Origin of the sequence: Caproiciproducens lactatisolvens (genome assembly GCF_052443335.1) — a bacterium.
Classification (GTDB): domain Bacteria; phylum Bacillota; class Clostridia; order Oscillospirales; family Acutalibacteraceae; genus Caproiciproducens.
Genome location: NZ_CP195750.1, coordinates 906,573 through 929,417, shown reverse-complemented (window position 1 = coordinate 929,417; position 22,845 = coordinate 906,573). Strand labels below are relative to the sequence as shown.

The 22,845-nt window shown below is 52.5% G+C and carries 19 protein-coding genes; 5 read left to right on the top strand and 14 right to left on the bottom strand.

Annotated elements, in window-relative coordinates:
- The first annotated feature begins 19 nt into the window (after window positions 1-19).
- The gene (gene nagE / locus ACRQV7_RS04475) at window positions 20-1,489 is read left to right on the top strand and encodes an N-acetylglucosamine-specific PTS transporter subunit IIBC (protein ID WP_444659626.1); all 1,470 of its coding nucleotides are present in this window, start codon (window positions 20-22) and stop codon (window positions 1,487-1,489) included.
- Between the two features lie 89 nt (window positions 1,490-1,578).
- A complete protein-coding gene (locus tag ACRQV7_RS04470; RefSeq protein ID WP_444659625.1) occupies window positions 1,579-2,058 on the top strand; it encodes a PTS sugar transporter subunit IIA in 480 nt (159 codons plus the stop codon).
- 210 nt (window positions 2,059-2,268) lie between these two features.
- Here the strand turns inward: ACRQV7_RS04470 and gap are convergent, their stop codons facing one another.
- The 3 genes from gap to ACRQV7_RS04455 form a co-directional block, all read right to left on the bottom strand.
- The gene (gene gap / locus ACRQV7_RS04465) at window positions 2,269-3,288 is read right to left on the bottom strand and encodes a type I glyceraldehyde-3-phosphate dehydrogenase (RefSeq protein WP_444659624.1); all 1,020 of its coding nucleotides are present in this window, start codon (window positions 3,286-3,288) and stop codon (window positions 2,269-2,271) included.
- A 102-nt stretch (window positions 3,289-3,390) separates the two neighbouring features.
- Entirely contained in the window at window positions 3,391-4,383 is a 993-nt protein-coding gene (locus tag ACRQV7_RS04460; protein ID WP_444659623.1) for a hypothetical protein, read from the bottom strand.
- Window positions 4,384-4,403: 20 nt separating this feature from the next.
- Window positions 4,404-5,777 carry a citrate/2-methylcitrate synthase gene (locus tag ACRQV7_RS04455; protein WP_444659622.1) on the bottom strand — a complete coding sequence of 458 codons (1,374 nt, stop codon included), beginning with the start codon at window positions 5,775-5,777 and terminating at the stop codon, window positions 4,404-4,406.
- Between the two features lie 393 nt (window positions 5,778-6,170).
- Between ACRQV7_RS04455 and spoIID the strand changes: the two genes are divergently transcribed.
- Window positions 6,171-7,241 carry a stage II sporulation protein D gene (spoIID, locus tag ACRQV7_RS04450; protein ID WP_444659621.1) on the top strand — a complete coding sequence of 357 codons (1,071 nt, stop codon included), beginning with the start codon at window positions 6,171-6,173 and terminating at the stop codon, window positions 7,239-7,241.
- A gap of 33 nt (window positions 7,242-7,274) precedes the next feature.
- Here the strand turns inward: spoIID and ACRQV7_RS04445 are convergent, their stop codons facing one another.
- From ACRQV7_RS04445 to ACRQV7_RS04400, 10 genes are all read right to left on the bottom strand, one after another.
- Entirely contained in the window at window positions 7,275-7,988 is a 714-nt protein-coding gene (locus ACRQV7_RS04445) for an ABC transporter ATP-binding protein (protein ID WP_275712970.1), read from the bottom strand.
- A 1-nt stretch (window position 7,989) separates the two neighbouring features.
- Window positions 7,990-8,751 (bottom strand): ABC transporter ATP-binding protein, encoded by a 762-nt coding sequence (locus ACRQV7_RS04440; protein WP_444659620.1) that lies wholly within the window; start codon window positions 8,749-8,751, stop codon window positions 7,990-7,992.
- 3 nt (window positions 8,752-8,754) lie between these two features.
- On the bottom strand, window positions 8,755-9,780 hold the full coding sequence (locus ACRQV7_RS04435; RefSeq protein WP_444659619.1) for a branched-chain amino acid ABC transporter permease: 1,026 nt from the start codon (window positions 9,778-9,780) through the stop codon (window positions 8,755-8,757).
- Between the two features lie 3 nt (window positions 9,781-9,783).
- Window positions 9,784-10,665: a branched-chain amino acid ABC transporter permease gene (locus tag ACRQV7_RS04430; RefSeq protein WP_275712972.1), complete on the bottom strand. Its 882-nt coding sequence runs from the start codon at window positions 10,663-10,665 to the stop codon at window positions 9,784-9,786.
- Between the two features lie 118 nt (window positions 10,666-10,783).
- The gene (locus ACRQV7_RS04425; protein WP_444659618.1) at window positions 10,784-11,968 is read right to left on the bottom strand and encodes an ABC transporter substrate-binding protein; all 1,185 of its coding nucleotides are present in this window, start codon (window positions 11,966-11,968) and stop codon (window positions 10,784-10,786) included.
- Window positions 11,969-12,357: 389 nt separating this feature from the next.
- Window positions 12,358-14,013: a peptide ABC transporter substrate-binding protein gene (locus ACRQV7_RS04420; protein ID WP_444659617.1), complete on the bottom strand. Its 1,656-nt coding sequence runs from the start codon at window positions 14,011-14,013 to the stop codon at window positions 12,358-12,360.
- 71 nt (window positions 14,014-14,084) lie between these two features.
- Window positions 14,085-15,053 (bottom strand): ABC transporter ATP-binding protein, encoded by a 969-nt coding sequence (locus ACRQV7_RS04415; RefSeq protein WP_444659615.1) that lies wholly within the window; start codon window positions 15,051-15,053, stop codon window positions 14,085-14,087.
- Window positions 15,050-16,060 carry an ABC transporter ATP-binding protein gene (locus ACRQV7_RS04410; RefSeq protein ID WP_444659614.1) on the bottom strand — a complete coding sequence of 337 codons (1,011 nt, stop codon included), beginning with the start codon at window positions 16,058-16,060 and terminating at the stop codon, window positions 15,050-15,052. The genes ACRQV7_RS04415 and ACRQV7_RS04410 overlap by 4 nt, the downstream gene beginning before the upstream one ends.
- Window positions 16,061-16,071: 11 nt before the next feature.
- Complete coding sequence (locus tag ACRQV7_RS04405) at window positions 16,072-17,133, bottom strand: ABC transporter permease (protein WP_444659613.1); 1,062 nt, start codon at window positions 17,131-17,133, stop codon at window positions 16,072-16,074.
- Between the two features lie 15 nt (window positions 17,134-17,148).
- Window positions 17,149-18,066, bottom strand: a complete 918-nt coding sequence (locus tag ACRQV7_RS04400; RefSeq protein WP_444659612.1) for an ABC transporter permease — start codon at window positions 18,064-18,066, stop codon at window positions 17,149-17,151.
- 685 nt (window positions 18,067-18,751) lie between these two features.
- On the opposite strand from ACRQV7_RS04400, the gene ACRQV7_RS04395 reads away from it, so the two are divergent.
- Both ACRQV7_RS04395 and ACRQV7_RS04390 read left to right on the top strand, forming a co-directional pair.
- Window positions 18,752-19,123 (top strand): ArsR/SmtB family transcription factor, encoded by a 372-nt coding sequence (locus tag ACRQV7_RS04395; protein WP_444659611.1) that lies wholly within the window; start codon window positions 18,752-18,754, stop codon window positions 19,121-19,123.
- Window positions 19,116-21,134 carry a heavy metal translocating P-type ATPase gene (locus tag ACRQV7_RS04390; protein ID WP_444659610.1) on the top strand — a complete coding sequence of 673 codons (2,019 nt, stop codon included), beginning with the start codon at window positions 19,116-19,118 and terminating at the stop codon, window positions 21,132-21,134. Before ACRQV7_RS04395 ends, ACRQV7_RS04390 begins: the two co-directional genes overlap by 8 nt.
- A gap of 78 nt (window positions 21,135-21,212) precedes the next feature.
- Here ACRQV7_RS04390 and ptsP read toward each other — a convergent pair whose 3' ends face one another.
- Entirely contained in the window at window positions 21,213-22,841 is a 1,629-nt protein-coding gene (gene ptsP, locus ACRQV7_RS04385; RefSeq protein WP_444659609.1) for a phosphoenolpyruvate--protein phosphotransferase, read from the bottom strand.
- Between the last annotated feature and the right edge of the window lie 4 nt (window positions 22,842-22,845).

The window sequence follows — 22,845 nt, the reverse complement described above, 5'->3', positions numbered from 1 at the left end:
CTTTTTAGGAGGAAAAACAATGCAAAAGGTTTTAGCGGCACTCCAAAAACTTGGCAAGGCATTGATGCTGCCGATCGCATCGCTGCCGATCGCGGGTCTTCTTCTCAGGCTGGGGCAGGGCGACATGCTCAATATTCCCCTTCTGGCGAATTCCGGGGACGCCCTGTTCAGCAACCTTCCCCTCTTATTCGCAATCGGTATTGCGGTAGGTCTCGCGAAAGACAATAACGGCGCCGCGGGTCTGGCCGGAGCGGTCGCCTATTTCATACTCAACGCGGCCGGCCAGGCCGTCAACCACGCCCTGCAGATCGGCAGCATTTTCATGCCGGCGGCGGGCCTACCCGAAGGAATCACCGAAATCAACATGGCGCATTTCGGCGGAATCATCGCCGGCGTCATCGCCGGGCTGTGCTACAACCGGTTCCACAGCGCCAAGCTGCCCGACTGGCTCGCGTTCTTCGGCGGCAGACGTTTCGTTCCGATCGTCACGGGCGGGTTCTCCCTTGTGATCGGCGGGCTGCTCGGTACCGTATGGCCGACCTTCCAAAAGGGTCTGGACACGGCCGCGAACTGGATGACCGGCAGCGGAGGACTCGGCGAATTCATCTACGGCATACTGAACAGACTGCTTCTGCCCTTCGGCCTGCATCACGTTGTGAACACGGCTGTATGGTTTAACTTCGGCACCTACACGGGCGCGGACGGCAAAACCGTTTCCGGCGATCTGTGGAGATTCTTCGCCGGCGACCCCCATGGCGGCGTATTTACCGCCGGTTTCTTCCCGATCATGATGTTCGCGCTTCCCGCGGCTGCCCTGGCCATGTATGTATGCGCCAGGAAAGAAAATAAAGCAATTGTCGGCGGCGCCCTTTTCTCCGTCGCGCTGACCGCGTTCCTGACCGGCGTAACAGAACCGATCGAATTCATGTTCATGTTCCTCGCGCCCCTCCTCTTTGTTCTGCATGCCGCTCTGACAGGCCTTTCGCTGGTGATTTGCAACATGCTCGGCATCCGCGACAGCTTCACCTTCTCGGCGGGACTTTTCGATTACCTCATCAACTGGACCAAGGCGGCAAACGGCTGGATGATTATCCCGGTCGGCCTTGTATTCGCCGTTGTTTACTTCTTCCTGTTCGTCTTCTGCATCAAGAAATTCGACCTGAAAACACCGGGCCGCGAAGACGACGAGGAAACCAGCAGCTTCTCCGCGCTGGTTGAGGATCAGGGCTTCGATCGTATTGCGAAGCAATACATAGCGGCGCTCGGCGGCGCAGAGAATATTAAGGAGATCGATTCCTGCATCACCCGCATCCGCCTGACCCTTGTCAGCAACAAGGAGCTGAATGAAAAAGATTTCAAAGCTCTCGGCGCTTCCGGCGTCATGAAAGCAGGAACCCAGGTTACCCAGGTCATCGTCGGCACAAAGGCGGAGCTTTTGGTCGACGCAATGAAGAAATACCTCCCCGGCCACGACCACGCGACGGCCTGATTCCTCTCTTTTCGTTTCCCTCCCCCTTTCGGGGGAGGGAAACGATCTTTATTATTTTCATTCGTTGAAATCAACATCGGAGGTCTATCATGCAATTATTCGGCAGAAATAAGAAACAAACCATTTTAGCTCAACAAACCGGAAAAGCAATTTTAATAACCGAAGCACCGGACCCTGTATTTGCCGATAAAATATTAGGCGACGGAATTGCAATCCTTCCTTCGGAAAACGGGGTTTATTCGCCCGTGTCCGGAACAATTGTACAAATTGCGCATACGCTCCACGCAATCGGAATAGAAAGCGACGATGGGGTCGAAGTGTTGGTTCATCTTGGAATCGACACCGTAAAACTGAACGGCGAAGGCTTCACCTGCCATGTAGAGGTCGGTCAGCATGTCGCCGCAGGGGAAAAAGTAATGGATATGGATATTCAGGCAATCGCGGAAAAGGGCTACAGCACGATTTCCCCCTGTATCATCACCAATCTTGACGCGGTCAGAAATCTCGAATGCGGGCAAGGCAATGTTTCCGGCGGCAAATCGGTCGTCATGAGCTTCAGCAAGCAGTGAAGCCGGCCTCCTGTCAATCTGGAAAATAAAAGGGATGTTGCGCGCGGTCAGCGGACATTCCTTTTTTATTTGCAGAAAGCCCCGGGCAAAGCTGAAAATCTCCCTGTGCGGGTAACAGCCGGATGGCCGCCGATAAAGAAAGCACCCCAAAGCGGGCAACTGCCCGCTTTGGGGTGCTTGGCATTCAAAAGATTTCAGCCATGAGGTAAATTATTTATGGTCGACGACATTCATGTGCTTGATCAGGTCCAGAACCTTGTTGCTATAGCCCCACTCATTGTCGTACCAGGATACGAGCTTGACGAAGTGGTCGTTCAGCATGATGCCGGCGTTCTTGTCAAAGATGGAAGTGCGGGGATCGCCGAGGAAGTCGGAAGAAACGACCGCGTCCTCAGTGTAGCCGAGGATGCCCTTCATTTCGTTCTCGGAAGCCTCTTTAACGGCTGCGCAGATCTCTTCATAGGTGGTCGGTTTTGCAAGGCTGACGGTCAGGTCGACAACGGAAACATCCAGTGTGGGAACACGCATGGACATACCGGTCAGTTTGCCCTTGACTGCAGGAATAACAAGCGCGCATGCTTTTGCGGCGCCGGTGGAGGAAGGAATGATGTTGCCGGCTGCGGCGCGGCCGCCTCTCCAGTCTTTGCTGGAAGGACCGTCAACGGTCTTCTGGGTGGCGGTGGTGGAATGGACGGTCGTCATAAGGCCTTCCACAATGCCGAACTTGTCGTTGATTACTTTCGTCAAAGGAGCAAGACAGTTGGTGGTACAGGATGCGTTGGAAACAACCTTCATGTCCTTTGTATAAGTGTCGAGGTTAACGCCGCAGACAAAAGTCGGGGTCTCCTTATCCTTTGCGGGAGCGGAAATAACAACCTTCTTTGCGCCGGCTGTAATATGGGCGGAAGCCTTCTCGGTTGTGCAGAACACACCGGTGGACTCTACAACATACTCGGCTTCTGCTTTGCCCCACGGAATCTGGGTAGGATCCTTTTCGGCAAAGACACTGATCTTTCTGCCGTTTACAACAAGCTTGCCGTCTTCGGCAGCAATGTCACCCTTGAAGTGGCCGTGCATGGTGTCGTATTTCACCATGTAAACCATGTAGTCAACGTCAATAAACGGATCATTGATACCGACAATTTCAAATGTTTCCGGCTGAGCGACAGCTGCACGGAAGACCAGGCGGCCGATACGGCCAAACCCGTTGATGCCAATCTTAACAGACATAAAAATATACCTCCTGAAATTTAATCTTTCTTATTCCTATTTTATAGCATTTTAAGATATTTTACAAGTCATCTGACATAATTTTAACTAACTTTTTTCATCTTAATTCCCACGAAAAGGACTTTTTATCCTTTCACAGAACTGCTCCTGACTGTGGTACGCTTTTGCCAGAAATTCCAGACAGCTTTCTTCTTTCAGAACGCCGTCGGGCTGTTCGTCCTCCGCATTGTCCGCCGCTTCGCTTACAGCCGCGCCGGTCCGGGGTTCCTCCGCCGGAAGCTCATCGTCAGGCTGGGGCTTGTCCTCCCCGATCTTAGCGTACTGGATCAGGAACAGCACCACGTACAGCGCTAACAAAACATTCACCGGATACAGCCCGGCCGGGAAAGTACCGGCGCTGTGGAGATTGAAAAGGAGCATTACCGTGCCCGGAATTCCGGTGGCCAGCAAAAGCAGCGCCGCCGGAAGGCCGAATACATAGACCATTTTCCCACTTTTTTCATCTTCTATGCGCGCGAACATTTTTGCCTGGGCGAACAGGAACAAAAGCAGAAAGATCACCGCGAACGTGTCGTAGATATTTTCCGAGACATTAACGACCGCCACATAGGTGATAAACAGCGAAACAAGGCTGGCACAGCCCCATACGGACGGAAGCAGCGCCAGAAGCGGGTGGTGTTCAAAGGTGTTGCCGCCCGTCGCGAACTGATAGGAGGTCAGGATGATCACCCCGCCCGCGCAAATACCGATCAGCGCGAGAAGAACGGAAGGAACGGGATTTTCAGATTCGGCCGAGGTGAAAATGCCGACAGCGTACTGCAGGATGATCCCCAGTCCGGCCAGGGTGCCGAATACCGCCGCCGGAAGGCTTCTGATCGGGCTGTACTTTGGCTTTTTCCTTTTATCCAGGAAGCACATCAGGACCAGCAGAAGGACCCCCGCCGCAAGGCCGGCGGAAACAAACGCGGTCGTCTTCATGCCGTCGATATAAAAGCCGGTATCCTGATCCATCAGAAACAGGATCTGATAAATTCTGGTTGGCAGCGTAATCAGCAGGGCAACTGCGAACACAATCCAGGCATTCTTAATATTCATGATGTTCTGTCCTTCCAATCTTACTTTGCGTTTCGTTTGTCAAGGGATATGTACGGTTTGCTCTTCGACAGGGAACGATACGCCGGGCGCATGATCCTGCCGCAGGTCTCCATCTCCTCTATGCGGTGGGCGCACCAGCCCGCAATACGGGAAATCGCAAAAAGCGGCGTAAACAGGTCGCTCGGAATCCCAAGCATCTCGTAAACCAGCCCGGAATAAAAGTCGACATTGGCGGAGATGACCTTCATCTCCCCCTTGACCTTCGCAAAAGCCGCCGGCGCGAGCTTTTCCACCCGCTCGAACAGCTCGAATTTCTGAAGCATATCTCTTTCCTCGGCCATCCTGCGGGCTTTTGTTTTGAGGATGACCGCACGCGGGTCGGAAAGCGTATAAACCGCGTGCCCCATGCCGTAAATCAGACCGGAACGGTCGCAGGCTTCCCCGCGGACGATTTTTTCAAGGTAATTTCCGAGCTCCGTTTCGTCCTCCCAGTTATGCACATTCTCCATGATCTCGTTCATCATCATCATGACCCTGTGGTTGGCGCCGCCGTGCTTGGGGCCTTTCAGGGAACCGATCGCGGCCGCGATGGCGGAATAAATATCCGTGCCGGTGGAGGAAAGCACGCGCGCGGTAAAGGTGGAGTTGTTGCCGCCGCCATGCTCCGCGTGGAGAATCAGGCACAGGTCGAGCAGCTTTGCCTCCTCATCGGTGAACATGCGGTCGGGACGGATCGCGTTTAAGATGGCCTGCGCCGTGGAATGGGAAGGATCAATGGGATGGAAGTACATGCTCTGCTTGTCAAAATGACGGCGCTTCACCTGATAGGCATACGTCATGATGGTGGGCATCCGCGCAATCAGCTGGATGGCCTGGCGCATGTTATTCTGGAGGGAGGTGTCGTCCGGATTGTCGTCGTAGGAATACAGGGCCAGCACGGAACGCGCCAGCTTATTCATAATATTCTTGGACGGCGCCTTAATAATCATATCTTCCGCAAAATATTCCGGAAGCTCGCGGTAGCTGTTCAGGGTTTTACAGAAGGTCTGCAGCTGCTGCGCGTTCGGCAGCTCGCCGAAAAGCAGAAGCCAAGCGACTTCCTCATACCCGAAACGCTTTTCCGCAAGGCACCCTTCCACGATCTCCCGAAGGTCGATCCCGCGGTAGGTAAGCTTGCCCTCGTCCGGGATGCGCTCACCGTCCGCAATCAAATAGCCGTGTACGTTACAGATCGTGGTAAGGCCCGCCATGACGCCCGTGCCGTCCGGGTTGCGCAGGCCGCGCTTGACCTGATATAATTCAAATTTGTCCTGCGGAATTTTATTGTTCGCCCTGAACTCGTCACACAGGCTCTTCAGGCCCGGATTGTCCTGCTCAAGTACAATTTCTGCCATATCAGTACACCATTTCCCCACGCAAATTCAATAAAAAAAGCCGTCCCGCTCCGCATGGAAGAACCGACGGCGACGCCAATATCTCCTATCAACACTTTAGTATATAATATATATCACCGCGAAATCAAAGTCAAGTAACCTCGCATTGCAGAATCACTGATTTTGCAGCAAAAATATTTAAAAATTTCATTTTTATGTCAAATTCCGCCTTCAATGAAATATATTTATAATTTTATGAATAATCTTTAATATGCTCATGTAAAATGTAATACGGTAGCTTTCCTGTTCAGAAAACGGACCAGCCAAACCGCAGATAGGCCGCTGAGATTTTCCGTGCAAAACTCAGCCGCTTATCAGCCAATTTGATACTGCACGGAAGAATGGTGGTTGAAAATGAAAGGCAAAACCTTACTGGGACTTCTGCTTTTTCTGATAATGTTCCTGATCCCGTTTTTATCCATGGGTGCGAAAATTCCGGACAAGACAGACAAGCCGAGCTCCAGGAGTTCCTCGTCCGCCGTACAGTCCGGCCAGCAGCCACAGGCAAAACCGCAGTCCCAGCCCGTATCCCAGACACCGCAAAGCAGCGCGCCTGCAGCCCAGAATACGGCCCAATTTAAGATACTCGATACCAAGAGCAATCAGGTCCTGACGGTAAACGACCGGGATTTTCTCTACGGCGCGATCGTCACCGAAATGTCTCCCGAATCCCAGCCGGAAGCGCTGAAAGCGCAGGGCGTCGCCGCATACACCTATTACAGCCGTCTGCGTACACAGGAAAGGGCCAGCCCCACGGCCTCGCTGAAGGGCGCGGATTTTTCCGCGGACACACAGGGATGGCAGATTTACGTCACCAAAACGCAGATGCAGGAGCGCTGGGGAACCAAGTTCGACGAATACTACAACAAGCTTACGCAGGTGGTAAACGCCGTATACGGGCAGGTACTCAAAAGCGGGAATGATCTTGCCGATGCGACCTACTATGCCATTTCCTCCGGCAGGACGGAAACCTCCGAAGACATCTGGGGCGGGAAGCGCAGCTATCTGATCTCCGTCGCAAGCCCCGGGGATGTATTCGCCGGCGGGTACCAGACCACGGTCACGCTCAGCGCCGACCAGTTCAAAGCGGCGGCCCTGAAAGCAGCGCCGAAGGCAAGCTTTGGAACGGACGCTGCCAAATGGGTCGGCGCCGTCAGCCGCACCACCGCGGGTTCCGTAAAAACCATAGAAATCGGCGGGGTCTCCGTAACGGGCAACGACGCGCGCAACGCGTTCGGGCTGCGTTCGGCAAACTTCACCCTTACCTGTAAGGACAATGTTTTTACCTTTGTGGTAAAAGGATACGGACACGGCGTCGGCATGAGCCAGGTGGGCGCGGATTACATGGCTTCGCAGGGGTCGACCTACAAACAGATTCTGGCGTGGTATTATCCCACCACTTCGCTTACAGCGATTGCTACATAAAAAAGGCGGAAGCTCTGCTTCCGCCTTTTCACATCAGCCGCCCAGATAAGCCTTGCGGACCTTCTCATCATTCGCAAGCTCATCCGCGTCGCCCTCCATGGCGATCGCGCCCGTTTCCAAAACGTAGGCGCGGTTGGCGATTTCCAGCGCCTTCTTCGCGTTTTGCTCGACCAGCAGGACGGTGACGCCCGACTGGTTTACATCCCGGATAATGCTGAATATCTCGTTCACCAGAAGCGGGGAAAGGCCCATGGACGGTTCGTCCAACAGAAGCATTTTCGGATTGCACATCAGCGCGCGTCCGATTGCGAGCATCTGCTGTTCCCCGCCGCTGAGCGTACCGGCAATCTGTCTGCGGCGCTCTTTCAGCCGGGGCAGGCGCTCAAACAGCTTTTCAAAGTCGTCCTCGATTTTATCACCGTCATTGCGGATATACGCGCCCATCTCCAGATTTTCGAGCACGGTCATTTTGGAGAAAATACGTCTTCCCTCCGGGACCTGAGCCAGCCCGAGCTTAATAATCTTATGAGGCTCCGTCGTACGCAGATCGTTGCCCATAAAGGTGATCTCGCCGTTCTTCGGCTTGATGAGTCCGGAAATGGAATGAAGCGTTGTGGTCTTTCCGGCGCCGTTCGCGCCGATCAGGGTAACGATTTCCCCTTCCTGCACTTCAAATGAAATATTTTTAATGGCATGGATGGATCCATAGAAAACATCCAGATTTTTTACCGACAGCATAACTCCCATATCACTCACCTCCAAGATACGCGGCGATCACTTTCGGATCGTTGCGCACCATTTCCGCGGTACCTTCCGCGATAATCCTGCCGTAGTCCAGAACCACAATATGTTCGCAGATTCCCATGACGAAGTTCATGTCGTGCTCAATCAGCAGGATCGCAACGTTGAATTTATCACGGATCAGCATGATGGTTTCCATCAGCTCCATGGTCTCGGTCGGGTTCATGCCGGCCGCAGGCTCGTCAAGGAGCAGGACCTTCGGATTGGTCGCGAGCGCACGGGCAATTTCCAGCTTGCGCTGCTTGCCGTAGGGAAGATTTTTCGCCAGATCGTGCGCATGCTCGTCGAGGCTGAAAACCTGTAAAAGCTCGTGCGCGCGTTTGGAAACCGCCTTTTCCTCCTTACGGTAGGAGGGGAGGCGGAACATCCCCGCCAGAACGGAGTACTTCATCTGGCTGTTCATCGCGATCTTTACGTTGTCAATCACAGTCGCGTCCTTAAACAGACGGATATTCTGAAAGGTCCTCGCAATCCCGTTCTGAGTGATCTGATAGGTCTTTTTACCGACGATGTTGTTTCCGTCAAGCTCAATCACGCCCTTCGTCGGCATATAAACGTCGGTCAGCAGGTTGAAAACGGTGGTTTTGCCTGCTCCGTTCGGCCCGATCAGGCCGATAATCTCCCCTTCGTTGATGGAGAAATGCACATCCTCAAGGGCCTGAAGGCCGCCGAAAGCAATTCCAAGATTTTTGGTTTCCAGTACAGACATCGGTTAGCCCTCCTTATTCGAAGCCGGGTCCTGCTTTTTCCCTTTTACAGCACCTTTGATTTTATCCACTGTTTTCATCAGCGAAAATTCGCTGCGGCCCAGCAGCCCGGTAGGACGGAACAGCATCACGCAGATCAGCACTATGGAGTAAAGCAGCATACGGTAGCTGGCAAACCCGCGCAGCGCTTCCGGCAGAACGGTAAGCACGCCCGCGGAAATAATGGAGCCCGTAATCGAGCCCATGCCGCCCAGCACAACCATCACAAGGATTTCCACCGAACGGTTGAAATCGAACTTTGAGGGGTCGATCAGGCCGATCTGGTGCGCGTAAAGGCCGCCCGCCACACCGGCAAAGAACGCCGCCAGAATAAACGCAAGCAGCTTGTAATAGGTGGTGTTGATGCCCGAGGCCTCCGCGGCAATTTCATCCTCGCGGATGGAAATGACGGCGCGGCCGTGGCGGGAAGTCCCGAAAGTAAAGCTGATAAAGATGGTCAGGACGGCGATAAAGAACATATAGGTAAACATCGCCGTCAGGTTATGGCGAGAGTTCAGGGAGTCGATGCCGTAAAGGCCCTTCGCTCCGTTGGTAATGGTAAGATTGTTGGCGATCACGCGTATGATTTCCCCAAAGCCCAGGGTGATAATCGCCAGATAGTCGCCTTTCAGGCGCAGGGCAGGCACGCCGATGATGACACCGAAAAGCGCAGCGACCAGGCCGCCCAGCACCAGCGCGATAGGGAACGCGACCGGAAGCGGAAGCCCGGAGTGAAGGGTGAACAGGCCCGCGGCGTACGCGCCCACCAGCATGAATCCCGCATGGCCCAGAACCAGCTGGCCCAGCAGGCCGGTCACAAGGTTCAGACTGACGGCCATAATGATGTTGATGCACATCATGTTGATAATATCGGAATAATAGCTGTTCACAACGCCCTGGCGGATCAGCATGGTAAAGACCACATACAGAAGAATAACGATTGCCAGATTCACAACGTAAGAAATCTTTTTTCTTCTTGAAATACCCAACATTCGTTACACCTTCTCCCTTGTATTTTTGCCGAGCAGACCCGCGGGCTTTACCAGCAGGACGATAATCAGGATTCCAAATACCACGGCATCCGTCAGGTTGCTGCTGATATAGGCGTTCGTCAGGCTTTCGGCGACGCCCAGCAGGTAGCCGCCCAGCATGGCGCCGGGGATGCTGCCGATTCCGCCGAGCACGGCGGCGACAAACGCCTTCAGGCCCAGCAGACCGCCCATGATCGGCTTAATCTGCGGATATGTGTTGCAGTAGAGCACCGCGCCCGCGGAAGCCAAAGCCGAGCCGATGCCGAATGTAAAGGCGATGGTGGTGTTTGTGTTGATGCCCATCAGCTTGGCGGCGCCCGCGTCTTCAGAGGTCGCGCGCATCGCTTTGCCGATCTTCATCTTGCTGACCATAAGCTGCAGCCCCGCCATCATGACGACGGATACCAGAATATTCAGGACCGTGGACGAGGTAATCTGCAGTTCGCCGATCTGCAGCGGGCTGAAGGAAAACATTTTCGGCATTGATTTCGCGTCCGAACCAAACAGCAGCTGGAAAAGGTTCTGTAAAAAGATGCTGACGCCGATCGCCGTAATCAGCAGAGAAATTCTGGGTGCGTCCCGGACCAGAAGCCTGTGGTATGCTACGCGCTCAATCACGACGCCGATCAGCCCGCAGAAAAGAATCGAACCCAGCACCGCAAGCCACAGGGGAAGATTCATCATAATCAAGATAACAAATACGACGTAAGCGCCTACCATAATGATATCGCCGTGCGCAAAGTTGATCAGCTGTACGATCCCATAAACCATACTGTAGCCCAGGGCGACCAGCGCGTAAATACTGCCGATGCCCAGACCGTTGATGATTTGCGAAAAGAAATCCATAAACCGCACCCTCCTGCATTTAATTGAAACACTGATATTGTCCGCAGAAAACCCGAAAAGAGGGCGAATTTCTTCACCCTCTTTTCCCCTTTTGATTCCTAAATAGAATGGGGCAAACTTACTTTTTAAAGTTCTCTACAAATTTGTATTTTCCGTCCGCAATGGTCGTAATGACAGCTTCTCTGACCGGGTTGCGGTTTTCGTCAAATGTGGTGTTGCCGGTAAGGCCCTTGTACTCAATGCCCTTGAGCGCTTCGACAATCTTGTCGGAATCCGTGGAACCGGCCTTTTCGATTGCGGCGGCCATCATGCCCATGGCGTCATAGCCCAGAACGGCAAACATGTTTGCATCCGCGCCGTAGGACTCCTTGTAGGTTTTCAGGAAAGCCTGCAGATCGGGATCGGAGCTTTCGGCGGAGTACTGGCTGCAGAAATAGCAGTCCTTCACAGCGTCGAGGTTGCTCTTGTCAATCTTCTCGAGAACGCCGTCCCAGCCGTCCGCGCCAAGGAGTTTTGCGCTCAGGCCGATATCCTTCGCCTGTACGGCAATCAGCGCTACGTCGGAATAATAAACCGGAACCATAACGACGTCGGGATTTCCGGCCTTAATCTTTGTAAGCTGTGATTTGAAATCAACGCTGCCGCTCTGATAGGCTTCTTTGTTGGTAATGGTCATGCCGGCTTCCTTCGCAGCAGCTTCAAAAGCATTTGCAACGCCGGTGGAATAGTCGTCGCCGTTGTCATAGATGATGGCGGCGGTTTTTGCGCCGAGCTTCTGAGCCGCATAGGCAGCCATCAGTTCACCCTGGAACGGATCGATAAAGCAGGCGCGGAAGATATTGTCGCCGGCCTTTGTAATGTCCGCCGCGGTGCCGGTAGCCGTAATCATCGGCAGGCCGTCTTTTACCGCTTTCTGCGCAACGGCAATGGTCGGTTTAGAGGTAACGTCGCCAACCAGAGCAACTACCTGATCATCCTGTACAAGCTTGTTGTAAGCATTGACGGCCTCGATTGCATCGCCCTTTTCATCGTAGGAGATGTATTCAATCTGCTTTCCAAGAACGCCGCCGGCTTTATTGATCTTATCTACAGCCAGCTTAACGCCGTTATTTGTGGCAATACCGTAAACGGATACGTTTCCGGTCAGCGGTGCAAGTCCGCCGATTTTAATTGTCTCACCAGCCGCAGCGGCACTGCCCGCAGCCGCAGAATCCGTGTTCCCGCCTCCCTGAGCGCAGCCTGTTGCAGAAGCAGAAAGCATTACAGCCGCCAAAACAGCTGCCAATAAACGCTTTTTCATCATGTTTTACCTCCCAAGTAAAATAGTCTCTTCGCATTTTTATACTACAAGCCGAGTTGCCGAAACAACCCCGCTTTATGCCCTGACCTTAATATTCTAATGTTTTTGATTATACTACTGATGAAACATATTTGCAACTACATATTTACAATTATTCGTTTTATTTTATAAAATCGTAAAAATTAACAGTTTTTATTTGCTTTTTAAACTTCCGTCGTATATAAATGAAATATCGAATTACTAATATTGCAAATCCATTGGCTAACTATCGCTTTAAACCAGTAAAATTTTGTTCTGGTGCAGTATAACCTATCCAAATCATTCAAATAGAGATAAAATTGTGCAAAAAAGCGTCCCCGTAAAACGGGAACGCTTAAAAGCACTTGAATGAATCAGCCTTCTACAGAAGCATACATGAAATAGTCGAAGCCCATCGGGGATTGATAGTATCCCTTCACCTTCGGGTTCAACAGAACAATACGGGTACGATAGGTCGTCGGCGCAACCACCATATCACGCATCAGAATATCCTCAGCCTGATGCAGAAGCGGCATTCTGACTTTGTTGTCGTCCGTTGCTTTGATCTGCTCAATCAGCTTATCATATTCCGGGTTGGAATATTTACCGCTGTTGTTGCCGCCGTCGGTTACAAACAGATCAAGCATGGAAACTGCGTCATTGAAATCAACGCCGAATCCGCCGCGGGCGATCTGGAAGTTAGCCTTGTTGCGGGTATCCAGGAACACGGACCACTCCTGCTGGGAAATCGTGACGTTCACACCCAGCTCGGTCTTCCACATATTCTGCAAAGCTTCGGCGAGCGCATTGTTCATGGAAGCGGGATTGGTGACGTACTCAACGGACGGGAAGCCCTTGCCGTCCGGATAACCGGCTTCCGCAAGAAGCTTTTTCGCCTCGGCTACATTCTTCTCATAATCTTCCGCCTTGATGGAAATGTAATCTCCTCCGACATCGCGGAATTCTTTTGAGGAGTCCTCGTCCTGAAGACCGGTCGGAACAAAAGCGCCGGCGGGAGCCTGGGCTTTCTTCGTGATCTTATCGGCAATATAATTGCGGTCGATCGCAAGGGAGAAGGCTTTTCTGACTTTTATGTCGTCAAAAGGTTTCTTCTCGCAGTTAAAGATGCAGTAGTTTGTGCTCAGATCCGGCAGAATTTTGAAATCGGGCTTATCCTGCCAGGTGGCGATCTCTTCCACCGGAATGGTGTAGCAGAAGCTGATTTCGTCGTTCTGGTAAGCGGCAAGCCTCGGCGAATCGTCTTCCAGCAGCACAAATTTCAAGGTATCCAGTTTGATTTTATCCTTGTCGTAGTAGTTCGGGTTCTTCTCCATCGTAATGCTCTCTTTGTGGCTCCAGTCCTTGAGCTTGAAAGCACCGTTGGAAATATAGGTTTTCGGGTCCTGCGTCCAAGTATCGTTCCCCTCGACAATGTCCTTACGGACCGGGAAATAAGCCGTAAAGGAAAGCAGCTCTTCAAAATACGCGCACGGGGCCCTCAGGGTCACGACCAGTGTCTTGTCATCCGTAGCCTTGACACCCAGCTTATCTTTATCCATTTTTCCCGCGGCAATTTCGTTCGCGTTGAGAACCGGATCAAAAATATAAACATACTGGGAAGCTGTTTTCGGATCGACCACTCTCTTCCAGGCGTATTCAAAATCGCCCGCGGTCACCGGCTTGCCGTCAGACCATTTAATGTCGTCACGGAGCGTGATCGTATACGTTTTATGGTCGTCGCTCTTTTTGATCTCTTTTGCCTGCGCATTGATAATCGTGTGATCGGGTGAATAGCGGGTAAGTCCTTCAAACAGATGGTTCATGACGGTGGTAACGTCCGCCGCCTGGTTCAGGGCAGGATCCATCGTGGCCGGTTCCGCGCCGAGGCTGACGCTCAGCGATTGACTGGCCGGCACCGTGCTGCCTGTTCCTCCTGCGGCAGAGGAGACGGCTGCGCCGTTTCCGCAGCCTGCAAAGGCGGAACCCATCATCGCCATCGCAAGAACGAGGGCAACAATTTTCTTTTTCATAAAAATCCCTCCAATTTCTTTCTTATTTTCTCTTCTTTATTATTTCAATTTGCAGCGCAAATTAAAACCTGTTAAAACTCCCCGATACGATGACAGGCCGCAAAATGACCCGTTTCATATTCCTTGAATTCCGGCACCTCGGCCGCGCACTGTTCCGTCGCGTACGGGCAGCGGGTCCTGAAACGGCAGCCGGAAGGCGGATTCAGCGGGCTGGGTACGTCGCCCTCAAGCACGATTCTTTTTTTCGCGCGGCTCATCTTCGGGTCCGGAATCGGGATCGCGGAAAGAAGGCTCTGCGTGTAAGGATGAATCGGGTGGTCATAGAGCGAATCGCTGTCCGCAAGCTCGACGAGCTTTCCCAGATACATGACCCCGATCCGGTTGCTGATATGCTTTACAATCGCAAGATCGTGGGCGATAAACAGATAAGTCAGGTCCAGCTCCTGCTGCAGATCCTCAAACATATTGACGACCTGCGCCTGTATGGAAACGTCCAGCGCGGAAATCGGTTCGTCACACACAATAAATTCCGGATTCACCGCCAGCGCGCGTGCAATGCCGATCCTCTGGCGCTGTCCGCCGGAAAACTCATGGGGATAGCGGTTTGCGTGCTCGGAATTCAGGCCCACACGCTCCAGCAGGGAAAGGATCCTGTCGCTGCGCTCCTTACGGCTGGAAGCCAGATTGTGGATATCGATCGGCTCACCGACAATGTCGCCGACCGTCATGCGGGCGTCCAGGGACGCGTAAGGATCCTGGAAAACGATCTGCATCTTTTTACGGTAAGGGGCAAAGTCCACATGCGTGACGTCCACCCCGTCGTAGATAATTTTTCCTCCGGTCGGCTCATACAGCCGCAGGATGGTTCTGCCGGTCGTCGTTTTTCCGCAGCCGCTTTCTCCGACCAGTCCCAAGGTTTCTCCCTTATTGATATAAAAGCTGACGTCATCAACAGCCTGCACATAATTTGTCTTGAATATACCTCCGTTTACCGGAAAATATTGCTGAAGATGCTGAACTTCCAACAGCTTTTCGCTCATTTTGTGTTTCCCTCCCCGGCTTTTTCAAACTGCTCTTTTTGCAAGAGCCAGCAGGCGCTTTTGTGGCCCGGAGAAATCTCGGTAAACTCCGGCATCTGCCTGAGGCAGATTTTCATGCACCTGTCGCAGCGGGAAGCAAACGGGCAGCCCGCCGGAGGATACAGCAAGTCAACGGTGGTTCCTTCAATCGGAATCAGCCTCTCGTGCCCCTGCTCGTGGATTTTCGGGACGGAGTTCAAAAGACCGACCGTATAACAGTGCTTGGGATTATAAAAAATATCGTCCGTACTGCCGATTTCAACGATCTTGCCGGCGTACATGACCGCAATGCGGTCGCAAACGTCGGAAACGACGCCCAAATCGTGCGTAATCAGAATAATCGACATGTTGATTTTCTTTTTCAGCTCCACCATCAGTTCCAGAATCTGCGCCTGAATGGTAACGTCAAGCGCCGTGGTGGGTTCGTCGGCAATCAGCAGCTTCGGCTCGCACGCCAGCGCCATGGCGATCATCACCCTCTGGCGCATTCCGCCCGAAAATTCGTGCGGATACTGCTTCATGCGTTTTTCCGGCTCGTTCATACCGACCAGAGCCAAAAGCTCGACGGCCCTCGCCCTGCACTCCGCCCTGCTCTTATCCGTGTGCAGACGGAGCATTTCGGTAAGCTGGCTCCCGATGGTATAGACCGGGTTCAGGGAGGTCATCGGGTCCTGGAAAATGATGCTGACTTCGCTGCCGCGCATTTTCCGGAACTCTTTTTCTTTCATTTTTTCGATATGGTGTCCGTTGAACTCAACGGTGCCGCCCACCACTTTTCCGGGGTCGGCAATAATTCCCATCAGGGTGTAAGCGGAAACGCTTTTTCCGCTTCCGGATTCTCCAACGATTCCAAGCACCTCGCCGTGGTCAAGCGTATAGGATACGCCGCTGACGGCCTTTACCTCTCCGGCGGGGGTAAAAAAGGAAACTTGAAGGTTTTCTATGTCAAGCAAGCAATTTGAACTCATTTTCAAATCTCCTATTTCTTAAGCTTCGGATCAAACGCATCTCTCAGGCCGTCGCCGAAGAGATTGAATGACAGAATAATCAGGCTGATGGCAAGGGACGGAATAATCAAACGGTAAGGAAACGCGTTGATTCCGCCCAGCGCGTCGGAAGCAAGCGAACCAAGACTGGCCATGGGAATCGCGACGCCCAGCCCAAGGTAGCTCAGAAAGGCCTCCGTAAAAATCGCGGAAGGAATCTGCAGGGTCGTTGTGACGATCAGCGTCCCGATGCAGTTCGGAAGCAGATGCTTCGAAATAATCTGACGGTTGGAAGCGCCCAGCGCCCTTGCCGCCGTAACAAATTCCTGTTCCTTCAGCGTCATGATCTGGCCGCGTACGATACGGGCCATGCCGACCCAGTACAGCAGGCTGAAGGTAATAAAAATACTGATCAGCCCGACGCCGATTTTCTGCAGCCCCGCAAAGGCGGGATTGCTGTCGAACAGCTGAGTCAGCGGCGTTTTCAATGTTACCTGCAAAAGAATAATAATCAGCATATCCGGCACAGAGTAAATAATATCCACGATACGCATCATGATCATATCGACCTTGCCGCCGAAGTAGCCGGCAATCGCGCCGTAGATGCTGCCGATCAAAAGGACCAGCGCACTGGCAATCAAGCCGACCAGAAGGGAAATCCTGGCGCCGATCATCACGCGGATACCAAGGTCGCGCCCGAAGCTGTCCGTACCGAAAATATGCGGAAAAACGCTCTCCCCCTGGGAAATGCTTTTCAACTCCATCTCCGAGTACTGCATCGGCGTCAGATCTTCGCTGCCGCGGATCTGCTGGTCATATTGATACGGGTAAAAATTAGGAACAATAAACGCAAAGATCAGAATGAGCAAAATAACAATCATTGCGACCATGGCCACTTTATTTTTAGCAAAACGCTGCATTGCGTCTTTCCAATAGGTTGTGCTTTCGCGCATCACAACCAAGGATTCTTTTTCATCCGAGCTGGCAGGCAAAAAGTCGTCTGCGTTCAGCTGGAGGCTAAAGGGATTCTTTTTGAGCTTTATATCTTCCAACATCTTTTTCTGCCCTTCTCACTTCAGTTTAATTCTTGGATCCACCAGTTTGTAACAAATGTCCACAAGCACATTCATGAAAACCAGTAAGATGGCGAGGAAAAGAGTGGTACTCATCACCATCGGATAATCGCGGCCGGTAATACAGTTGATAAATTCACGGCCCAGACCCGGAATCGTAAATATTTTCTCAACCACAAAGCTTCCGGTCATCGTGTAGGCAAGCAGCGGGCCGACATACGTGATTACCGGAATGATCGCGTTTCTCAGCGCATGCTTGAACAGCATGGAAAATTTACTTACGCCTTTCGCCTTCGCCGTGCGTATGTAGTCCTGATTGAGCGCGTCCAGCATACTGGAACGCATCAGGCGCGTAATATACGCCGTGGGATAAAACGACAGCGCCGCAACCGGCATGATATAATGCAGCGGCGTTTTTAAACCGAGCGTCGGCAATATGTGCAGATTTACGCCGAACGTAATCAGCAGAAAAGACGCGACAACAAAACCCGGCACGGCAATTCCCATCGTAGAAATGACCATCAGCAGGCTGTCGACCCATTTCCCTCTGTTCAGCGCTGCCACGGAACCCATCGTCACACCCAGAATCAGCGCCAGTAAAATCGAGATCCCGGCAAGCCTGGCCGAAACGGGAAACGTCGAAAAAATAATATCGTTGGCGGTTCTGCCCGTCTGTTTGATGGACAGACCGAAATCACCGTGCAGCAGATTGTTCATATAATTCAAGTACTGCACATACTTCGGTTTATCCAGTCCGTATTTTACTGTCAAAGCCTGAGTCGTCGCCGGCGAAACCGCTTTCTCGCTTAAAAACGGGCCTCCGGGTATCATGTTCATCAGCGCAAAGGTGATCACGGAAATCAGAAAAATCGTCAAAAGCGCATAGCCGATACGCTTAATCACATAGTTTGTCACTACAGCCACTCCTTAAAATTCCTGTTTGCAGAAGGCAATGTCATATTTCACGCATCAAATAAATATGACCGGGTATCCTAAAAGGAATACAATACGAAATTATATCACAAATATGTCCTTAATTCAACACAGTCTATCATTTACCTTCATACGCCTATGTAGGACACACCCTTGTCCGGATGTGCCCTACATGCCATATCTTATTTTGTTATTATATCAATTTTTGATTCAGAATACAAGTTAATTATGTGGAATAGTCTTAAATATTCTGATTTTTTGCATATTTTTTTTCCGGATATTCAAAAAACAGGCCGGTGGAAATGGATCGGTCGCTGCGGCACAGCTTCTCTTCTCCCATAATTTGGAATCTTATTCTTGATCGGCCCTTATCTGTAAAATCAGGAGCTTACCGCATCAAAACGACCGGTATACGGCAGATTGCGCCTGCATGCGCGTTTTGTACATAGATTCCCCGGAGCGTAGAAAAGATCATGGAAAGCGGAGTTTGTAAAAAATATACGGAACAGGCCACCGACAAGGAACACGTATGGCCGGAAATTTCAGGAAACCCGGCGGGTATTTTCAAATATTTTTTATTTTTAAAAATCTATTGCATAAACCGTTGAATCGGAATATAATAGAGCAAACAAATGAATATATGTTCATATGAACAGGAGTGATTATAATGGAAGAAATAACCGACTTATGCGAAGAAAAATGCATTCACCCCAATCTTGTTGAAAATACACTCCACAGCATGCCTGATCTGGATACACTGTTCGCCCTTGCGGAATTGTTTAAGGTCTTTGGCGATACCACCAGAGTCCGCATCATCTGCGCGCTGTTTGAAAACGAGCTGTGTGTCTGCGATATCGCGGAAGTATTGGGCATGGGCCAGTCCGCCATTTCCCATCAGCTCCGCCTTCTGCGCAATGCCCACCTTGTGCGGGTAAGACGCGAAGGAAAGTCCTCTTTCTACTCCCTTGACGACGACCATGTCCGTCTGCTGTTTGAACAGGGCTTAAGCCACGTAAAGGAGGAAAACCCGCATGCATGAATACGAGAATGAACAACGGGAGCCCCTGTGCTCCTGCTGTGCGCACGAACACCTTGAACACGGGGAGTGTCATGAGCAGGAGCACGACCATGACGGCCACGGCGATCAAAAAGCCCAGCCTCCTTTGGCCTCCTGCGGATGCGGATGCAGCCACTGTGAAAGAGAAGAAAACGAAGAAGAAGAAAACCCGGACCGATTTAAAATAGAAATCATATCCTCCCTGCTGTTCTTTGCGTCGGGCTTTCTTTCGGAACACATTTTCCAGGCTCCGCCGCTGATCCCGGGAATCCTGTTCGGCCTGTCGGTTGTTTTATCCGGCTGGCGCATATTCAGAAGCGGCTGGCGTTCCCTTTTGAAGCTCAGGATGGATGAAACCACACTGATGGCGGTCGCGGTGGTCGCGGCCTTCTGCCTGGGGCAGTACCTGGAAGCGGCAATGGTCGCCATTCTGTACCAGCTGGGAGAAATGATTGAAGACAAGGCGATCGATCGTTCCCGCGAAAGTATCGGCAAGCTCGCGGAAATCCGCGCGGATACGGCACGCAGGGTGCGGGACGGAAAAGAAGCGATCGTTCCCGCGCAGGAGGTGCGGGTCGGGGACACCATCGCGGTCTATCCCTTCGAGCGGGTCCCTCTGGACGGCAAAGTCCTTTCGGGGACCTCCACACTGAACGCTTCCGCGCTGACGGGAGAAAGCGTTCCCGTAGACGCCTTCGCCGGTTCCGAGGTCCTGTCGGGTATGATGAACGAACAGGGCCCCCTGACAGTCGAAGTAACGCACGACCTTCAGAATTCCGCCGCCTCCCGGATCATTGCCATGGTGGAATCCGCCGTCGCACGAAAGGGCAGGGCGGAAAAGCTGATCACCCGCTTTGCGGAAATCTACACCCCGCTGGTGATGGTGCTGGCCGTCCTGCTGATGGTTCTTCCCCCTCTGTTTGGACTGGGAGAGTTCCGTGTCTGGCTTTACCGCGCGCTGGTCTTTCTGGTAGCCTCCTGCCCATGCGCGCTGGTCATCTCGGTTCCGCTCGGGTTCTACGCCGGGATCGGCGCCGAAAGCAAAAACGGCGTCTTAATCAAAGGCGGCAGGTTCTTAGAGGCTCTTGCGCTGGCCGACGCGGTTGTATTCGATAAAACAGGAACCCTGACCAGCGGCGAACTGAAGCTGAGCAAGGTGAACGCTCTGGGCAGTCTGGACGAAGCCGAACTTCTGCGGATCGCGGCCTCCGCCGAGCAGTACAGCTCCCACCCCGCCGCGAAAGCGGTGATAAAGGCCGCTGCCGGCGCGGAGCTTCTGCCCGCCGAGCAGGCTGAAGAAATTCCCGGCAACGGCGTTATCGCGGTGATGGACGGTAAAAAAGTCATCTGCGGCCGCAAAAATCTTCTGGAAGAGAACGGACTGAATATGGAAAACTTCTCCCCCGCCTCCATTTTTATTGCGGTTGACGGCGTCGTAGAAGGCAGCATAGAGCTGAGCGACACCGTGAAACCCGATTCCGCAGAGGGAATCGGGCTGCTGAAAAAAATCGGCCTGAAGCGGATCGTCATGCTGACCGGGGACAACGAAAGCTCCGCGGCCGCGGCCGCGGGGGATTGCGGAATTACGGAGTACCACGCCGGACTGCTTCCGGAAAATAAAGTATCCATTATGGAAAGCATCCGCACAGAGACCGGAAAGACCATCTTCGTCGGCGACGGCATCAACGACGCCCCGGTACTGGCCGCGTCCGACTGCGGGGTCGCCATGGGGCTTGGCACCGACGCGGCGATCGAAGCCTCCGACGTTGTACTTACGCTGGATAAACCCTCCAAACTGGCGCCCGCCATCCGGATCGCGCGCCGCGCGATGGGGATCATCCGCTTCAATATTGCCTTTGCGCTTGCCTGCAAAGCACTGGTGCTTGTCCTCGCCGCTCTCGGCTACTCCTCCATGTGGATGGCCGTATTCGCGGACATGGGCGTCTGCATCATTTCCGTTATCAACGCGACAAGGATTTTGAAATTCCGTTAATTGTACAACTTCCTATTGTCAAAATGACAAAACAGCCTTCCGTTCAAGCTGAACGGAAGGCTGTTCTTTTATTTGATCTTATAACTCGACTTGCTGGACCGCCTTGCGCAGCTCAAGCACTGCGGACGGAGTAACTGAAAGCTCGCTGATTCCGATTTTGACGTAGAATTCCGTCAGCGTAGTATCCGCGGCGGATTCCCCGCAGATGCCCACCCAGATACCGGCATTCTTTGCGCTCTCCGCCGTCTTCTCAATCATGCGCAGCACTGCGGGATGGCGCGAATCAAACATCTTGGAAATGGTATGGTTCATACGGTCGACGGCCAGCGTGTACTGCGTCAGGTCGTTGGTGCCGATGCTGAAGAAATCGACTTCCTTCGCAAGCAGATCGCTCAGCATGACCGAAGCAGGCGTTTCGATCATAATTCCCATCTCAATATCCGGAGCGAACGCGATCTTCTCCGCGGTCAGATCCTTTTTGACCTTCTCCACAATTTTCTTGATCTGTTTTACCTCGTCAACCGAAATAATCATCGGGAACATAATGGCCAGCTTTCCAAAAGCGGAAGCCCGGATCAGCGCTCTGAGCTGGGTAACGAAAAGCTCCTGACGATCCAGGCAGATACGGATCGCGCGGTAGCCCATCGCGGGGTTTTCCTCGTGAGGGATGTCAAGATAAGGCACCTGTTTATCCGCGCCCAAATCCAGCGTACGGATAATCACGCGCTTTCCGCCCATTTTTTCCAGCACCCTTTTATAGGCCTTGAACTGATCTTCCTCGCTGGGGAAGTTCTTGCTTTCCATATACAGGAATTCACTCCGGAAAAGGCCGATGCCGTCCGCATCGTTTTCCAATACCATGGAGACATCTTCCGGATGGCCGATGTTCGCGTTGATTTCAATGACCGTTCCGTTCTTTGTAACGGCTTTGGTTCCTTTCAGCAGATTTAACTCATGCTGATAATTTTCAAACTCCTGCTGCTTCTTCCGGTACTCCTCAAGCGTCTGCTCATCCGGCTCAAGGATAACGTCTCCCGCGGCGCCGTCTACAATAATGGAGGCTCCGTCCGTCAGCTCGCCGTATCCGCCCGCAAGCCCAACCACGGCGGGAATTCCCATCGTCCTGGCCAGAATGGCCGAATGGGAGCTTTTGGAGCCTTCGCGCGTGACAAAGGCAAGGACCAGGTCCTTATCCATCTGTACGGTCTCGCTGGGCATCAGGTCAACCGCGCCGACAATCGACCGGTCGGTCAGGCAGTCCAGTCCATTGGCAAGGGTCTCGTCAAGATTGCGGATCAGCCTCTTGGAGATATCGACAACGTCCGCCGCGCGGCCGCGCATATATTCGTCGTCCATCTGCGCGAACATCTCGGAAAATTGCCTGCCCGCCTGCCATACGGCGTATTCGGCGTTCACTTTGTCATTCTTGATCGCGTCCTGAATCGTGTTGAAATAATCCTCGTCCTGAAGCATCATGATATGTATCTGAAAAATCATGGAATTTGCTTCTCCAACACGCTTGAGCGCTTTCTTGTAGATTGCGTTGAGTGCCTCTACCGCCGCGTCTTTGGCAGAGTCAAGCCGGGACAATTCCGCAGAAACGTCCGTAATACTCTTTTTTTGAATATGATCGTCAATATTGACACAAAGGGTCAGTTTTCCAATTGCGTAACCCTTTGATGCAGCGACTCCGTGTATTTTTTTCATCTTA

Coding starts and splice junctions, on each gene's coding strand:
- nagE (WP_444659626.1), top strand. CDS start 20: ATGCAAAAGGTTTTAGCGGCACTCCAAAAACTTGGCAAGGCATTGATG.
- ACRQV7_RS04470 (WP_444659625.1), top strand. CDS start 1,579: ATGCAATTATTCGGCAGAAATAAGAAACAAACCATTTTAGCTCAACAA.
- gap (WP_444659624.1), bottom strand. CDS start 3,288: ATGTCTGTTAAGATTGGCATCAACGGGTTTGGCCGTATCGGCCGCCTG.
- ACRQV7_RS04460 (WP_444659623.1), bottom strand. CDS start 4,383: ATGAATATTAAGAATGCCTGGATTGTGTTCGCAGTTGCCCTGCTGATT.
- ACRQV7_RS04455 (WP_444659622.1), bottom strand. CDS start 5,777: ATGGCAGAAATTGTACTTGAGCAGGACAATCCGGGCCTGAAGAGCCTG.
- spoIID (WP_444659621.1), top strand. CDS start 6,171: ATGAAAGGCAAAACCTTACTGGGACTTCTGCTTTTTCTGATAATGTTC.
- ACRQV7_RS04445 (WP_275712970.1), bottom strand. CDS start 7,988: ATGGGAGTTATGCTGTCGGTAAAAAATCTGGATGTTTTCTATGGATCC.
- ACRQV7_RS04440 (WP_444659620.1), bottom strand. CDS start 8,751: ATGTCTGTACTGGAAACCAAAAATCTTGGAATTGCTTTCGGCGGCCTT.
- ACRQV7_RS04435 (WP_444659619.1), bottom strand. CDS start 9,780: ATGTTGGGTATTTCAAGAAGAAAAAAGATTTCTTACGTTGTGAATCTG.
- ACRQV7_RS04430 (WP_275712972.1), bottom strand. CDS start 10,665: ATGGATTTCTTTTCGCAAATCATCAACGGTCTGGGCATCGGCAGTATT.
- ACRQV7_RS04425 (WP_444659618.1), bottom strand. CDS start 11,968: ATGATGAAAAAGCGTTTATTGGCAGCTGTTTTGGCGGCTGTAATGCTT.
- ACRQV7_RS04420 (WP_444659617.1), bottom strand. CDS start 14,013: ATGAAAAAGAAAATTGTTGCCCTCGTTCTTGCGATGGCGATGATGGGT.
- ACRQV7_RS04415 (WP_444659615.1), bottom strand. CDS start 15,053: ATGAGCGAAAAGCTGTTGGAAGTTCAGCATCTTCAGCAATATTTTCCG.
- ACRQV7_RS04410 (WP_444659614.1), bottom strand. CDS start 16,060: ATGAGTTCAAATTGCTTGCTTGACATAGAAAACCTTCAAGTTTCCTTT.
- ACRQV7_RS04405 (WP_444659613.1), bottom strand. CDS start 17,133: ATGTTGGAAGATATAAAGCTCAAAAAGAATCCCTTTAGCCTCCAGCTG.
- ACRQV7_RS04395 (WP_444659611.1), top strand. CDS start 18,752: ATGGAAGAAATAACCGACTTATGCGAAGAAAAATGCATTCACCCCAAT.
- ACRQV7_RS04390 (WP_444659610.1), top strand. CDS start 19,116: ATGCATGAATACGAGAATGAACAACGGGAGCCCCTGTGCTCCTGCTGT.
- ptsP (WP_444659609.1), bottom strand. CDS start 22,841: ATGAAAAAAATACACGGAGTCGCTGCATCAAAGGGTTACGCAATTGGA.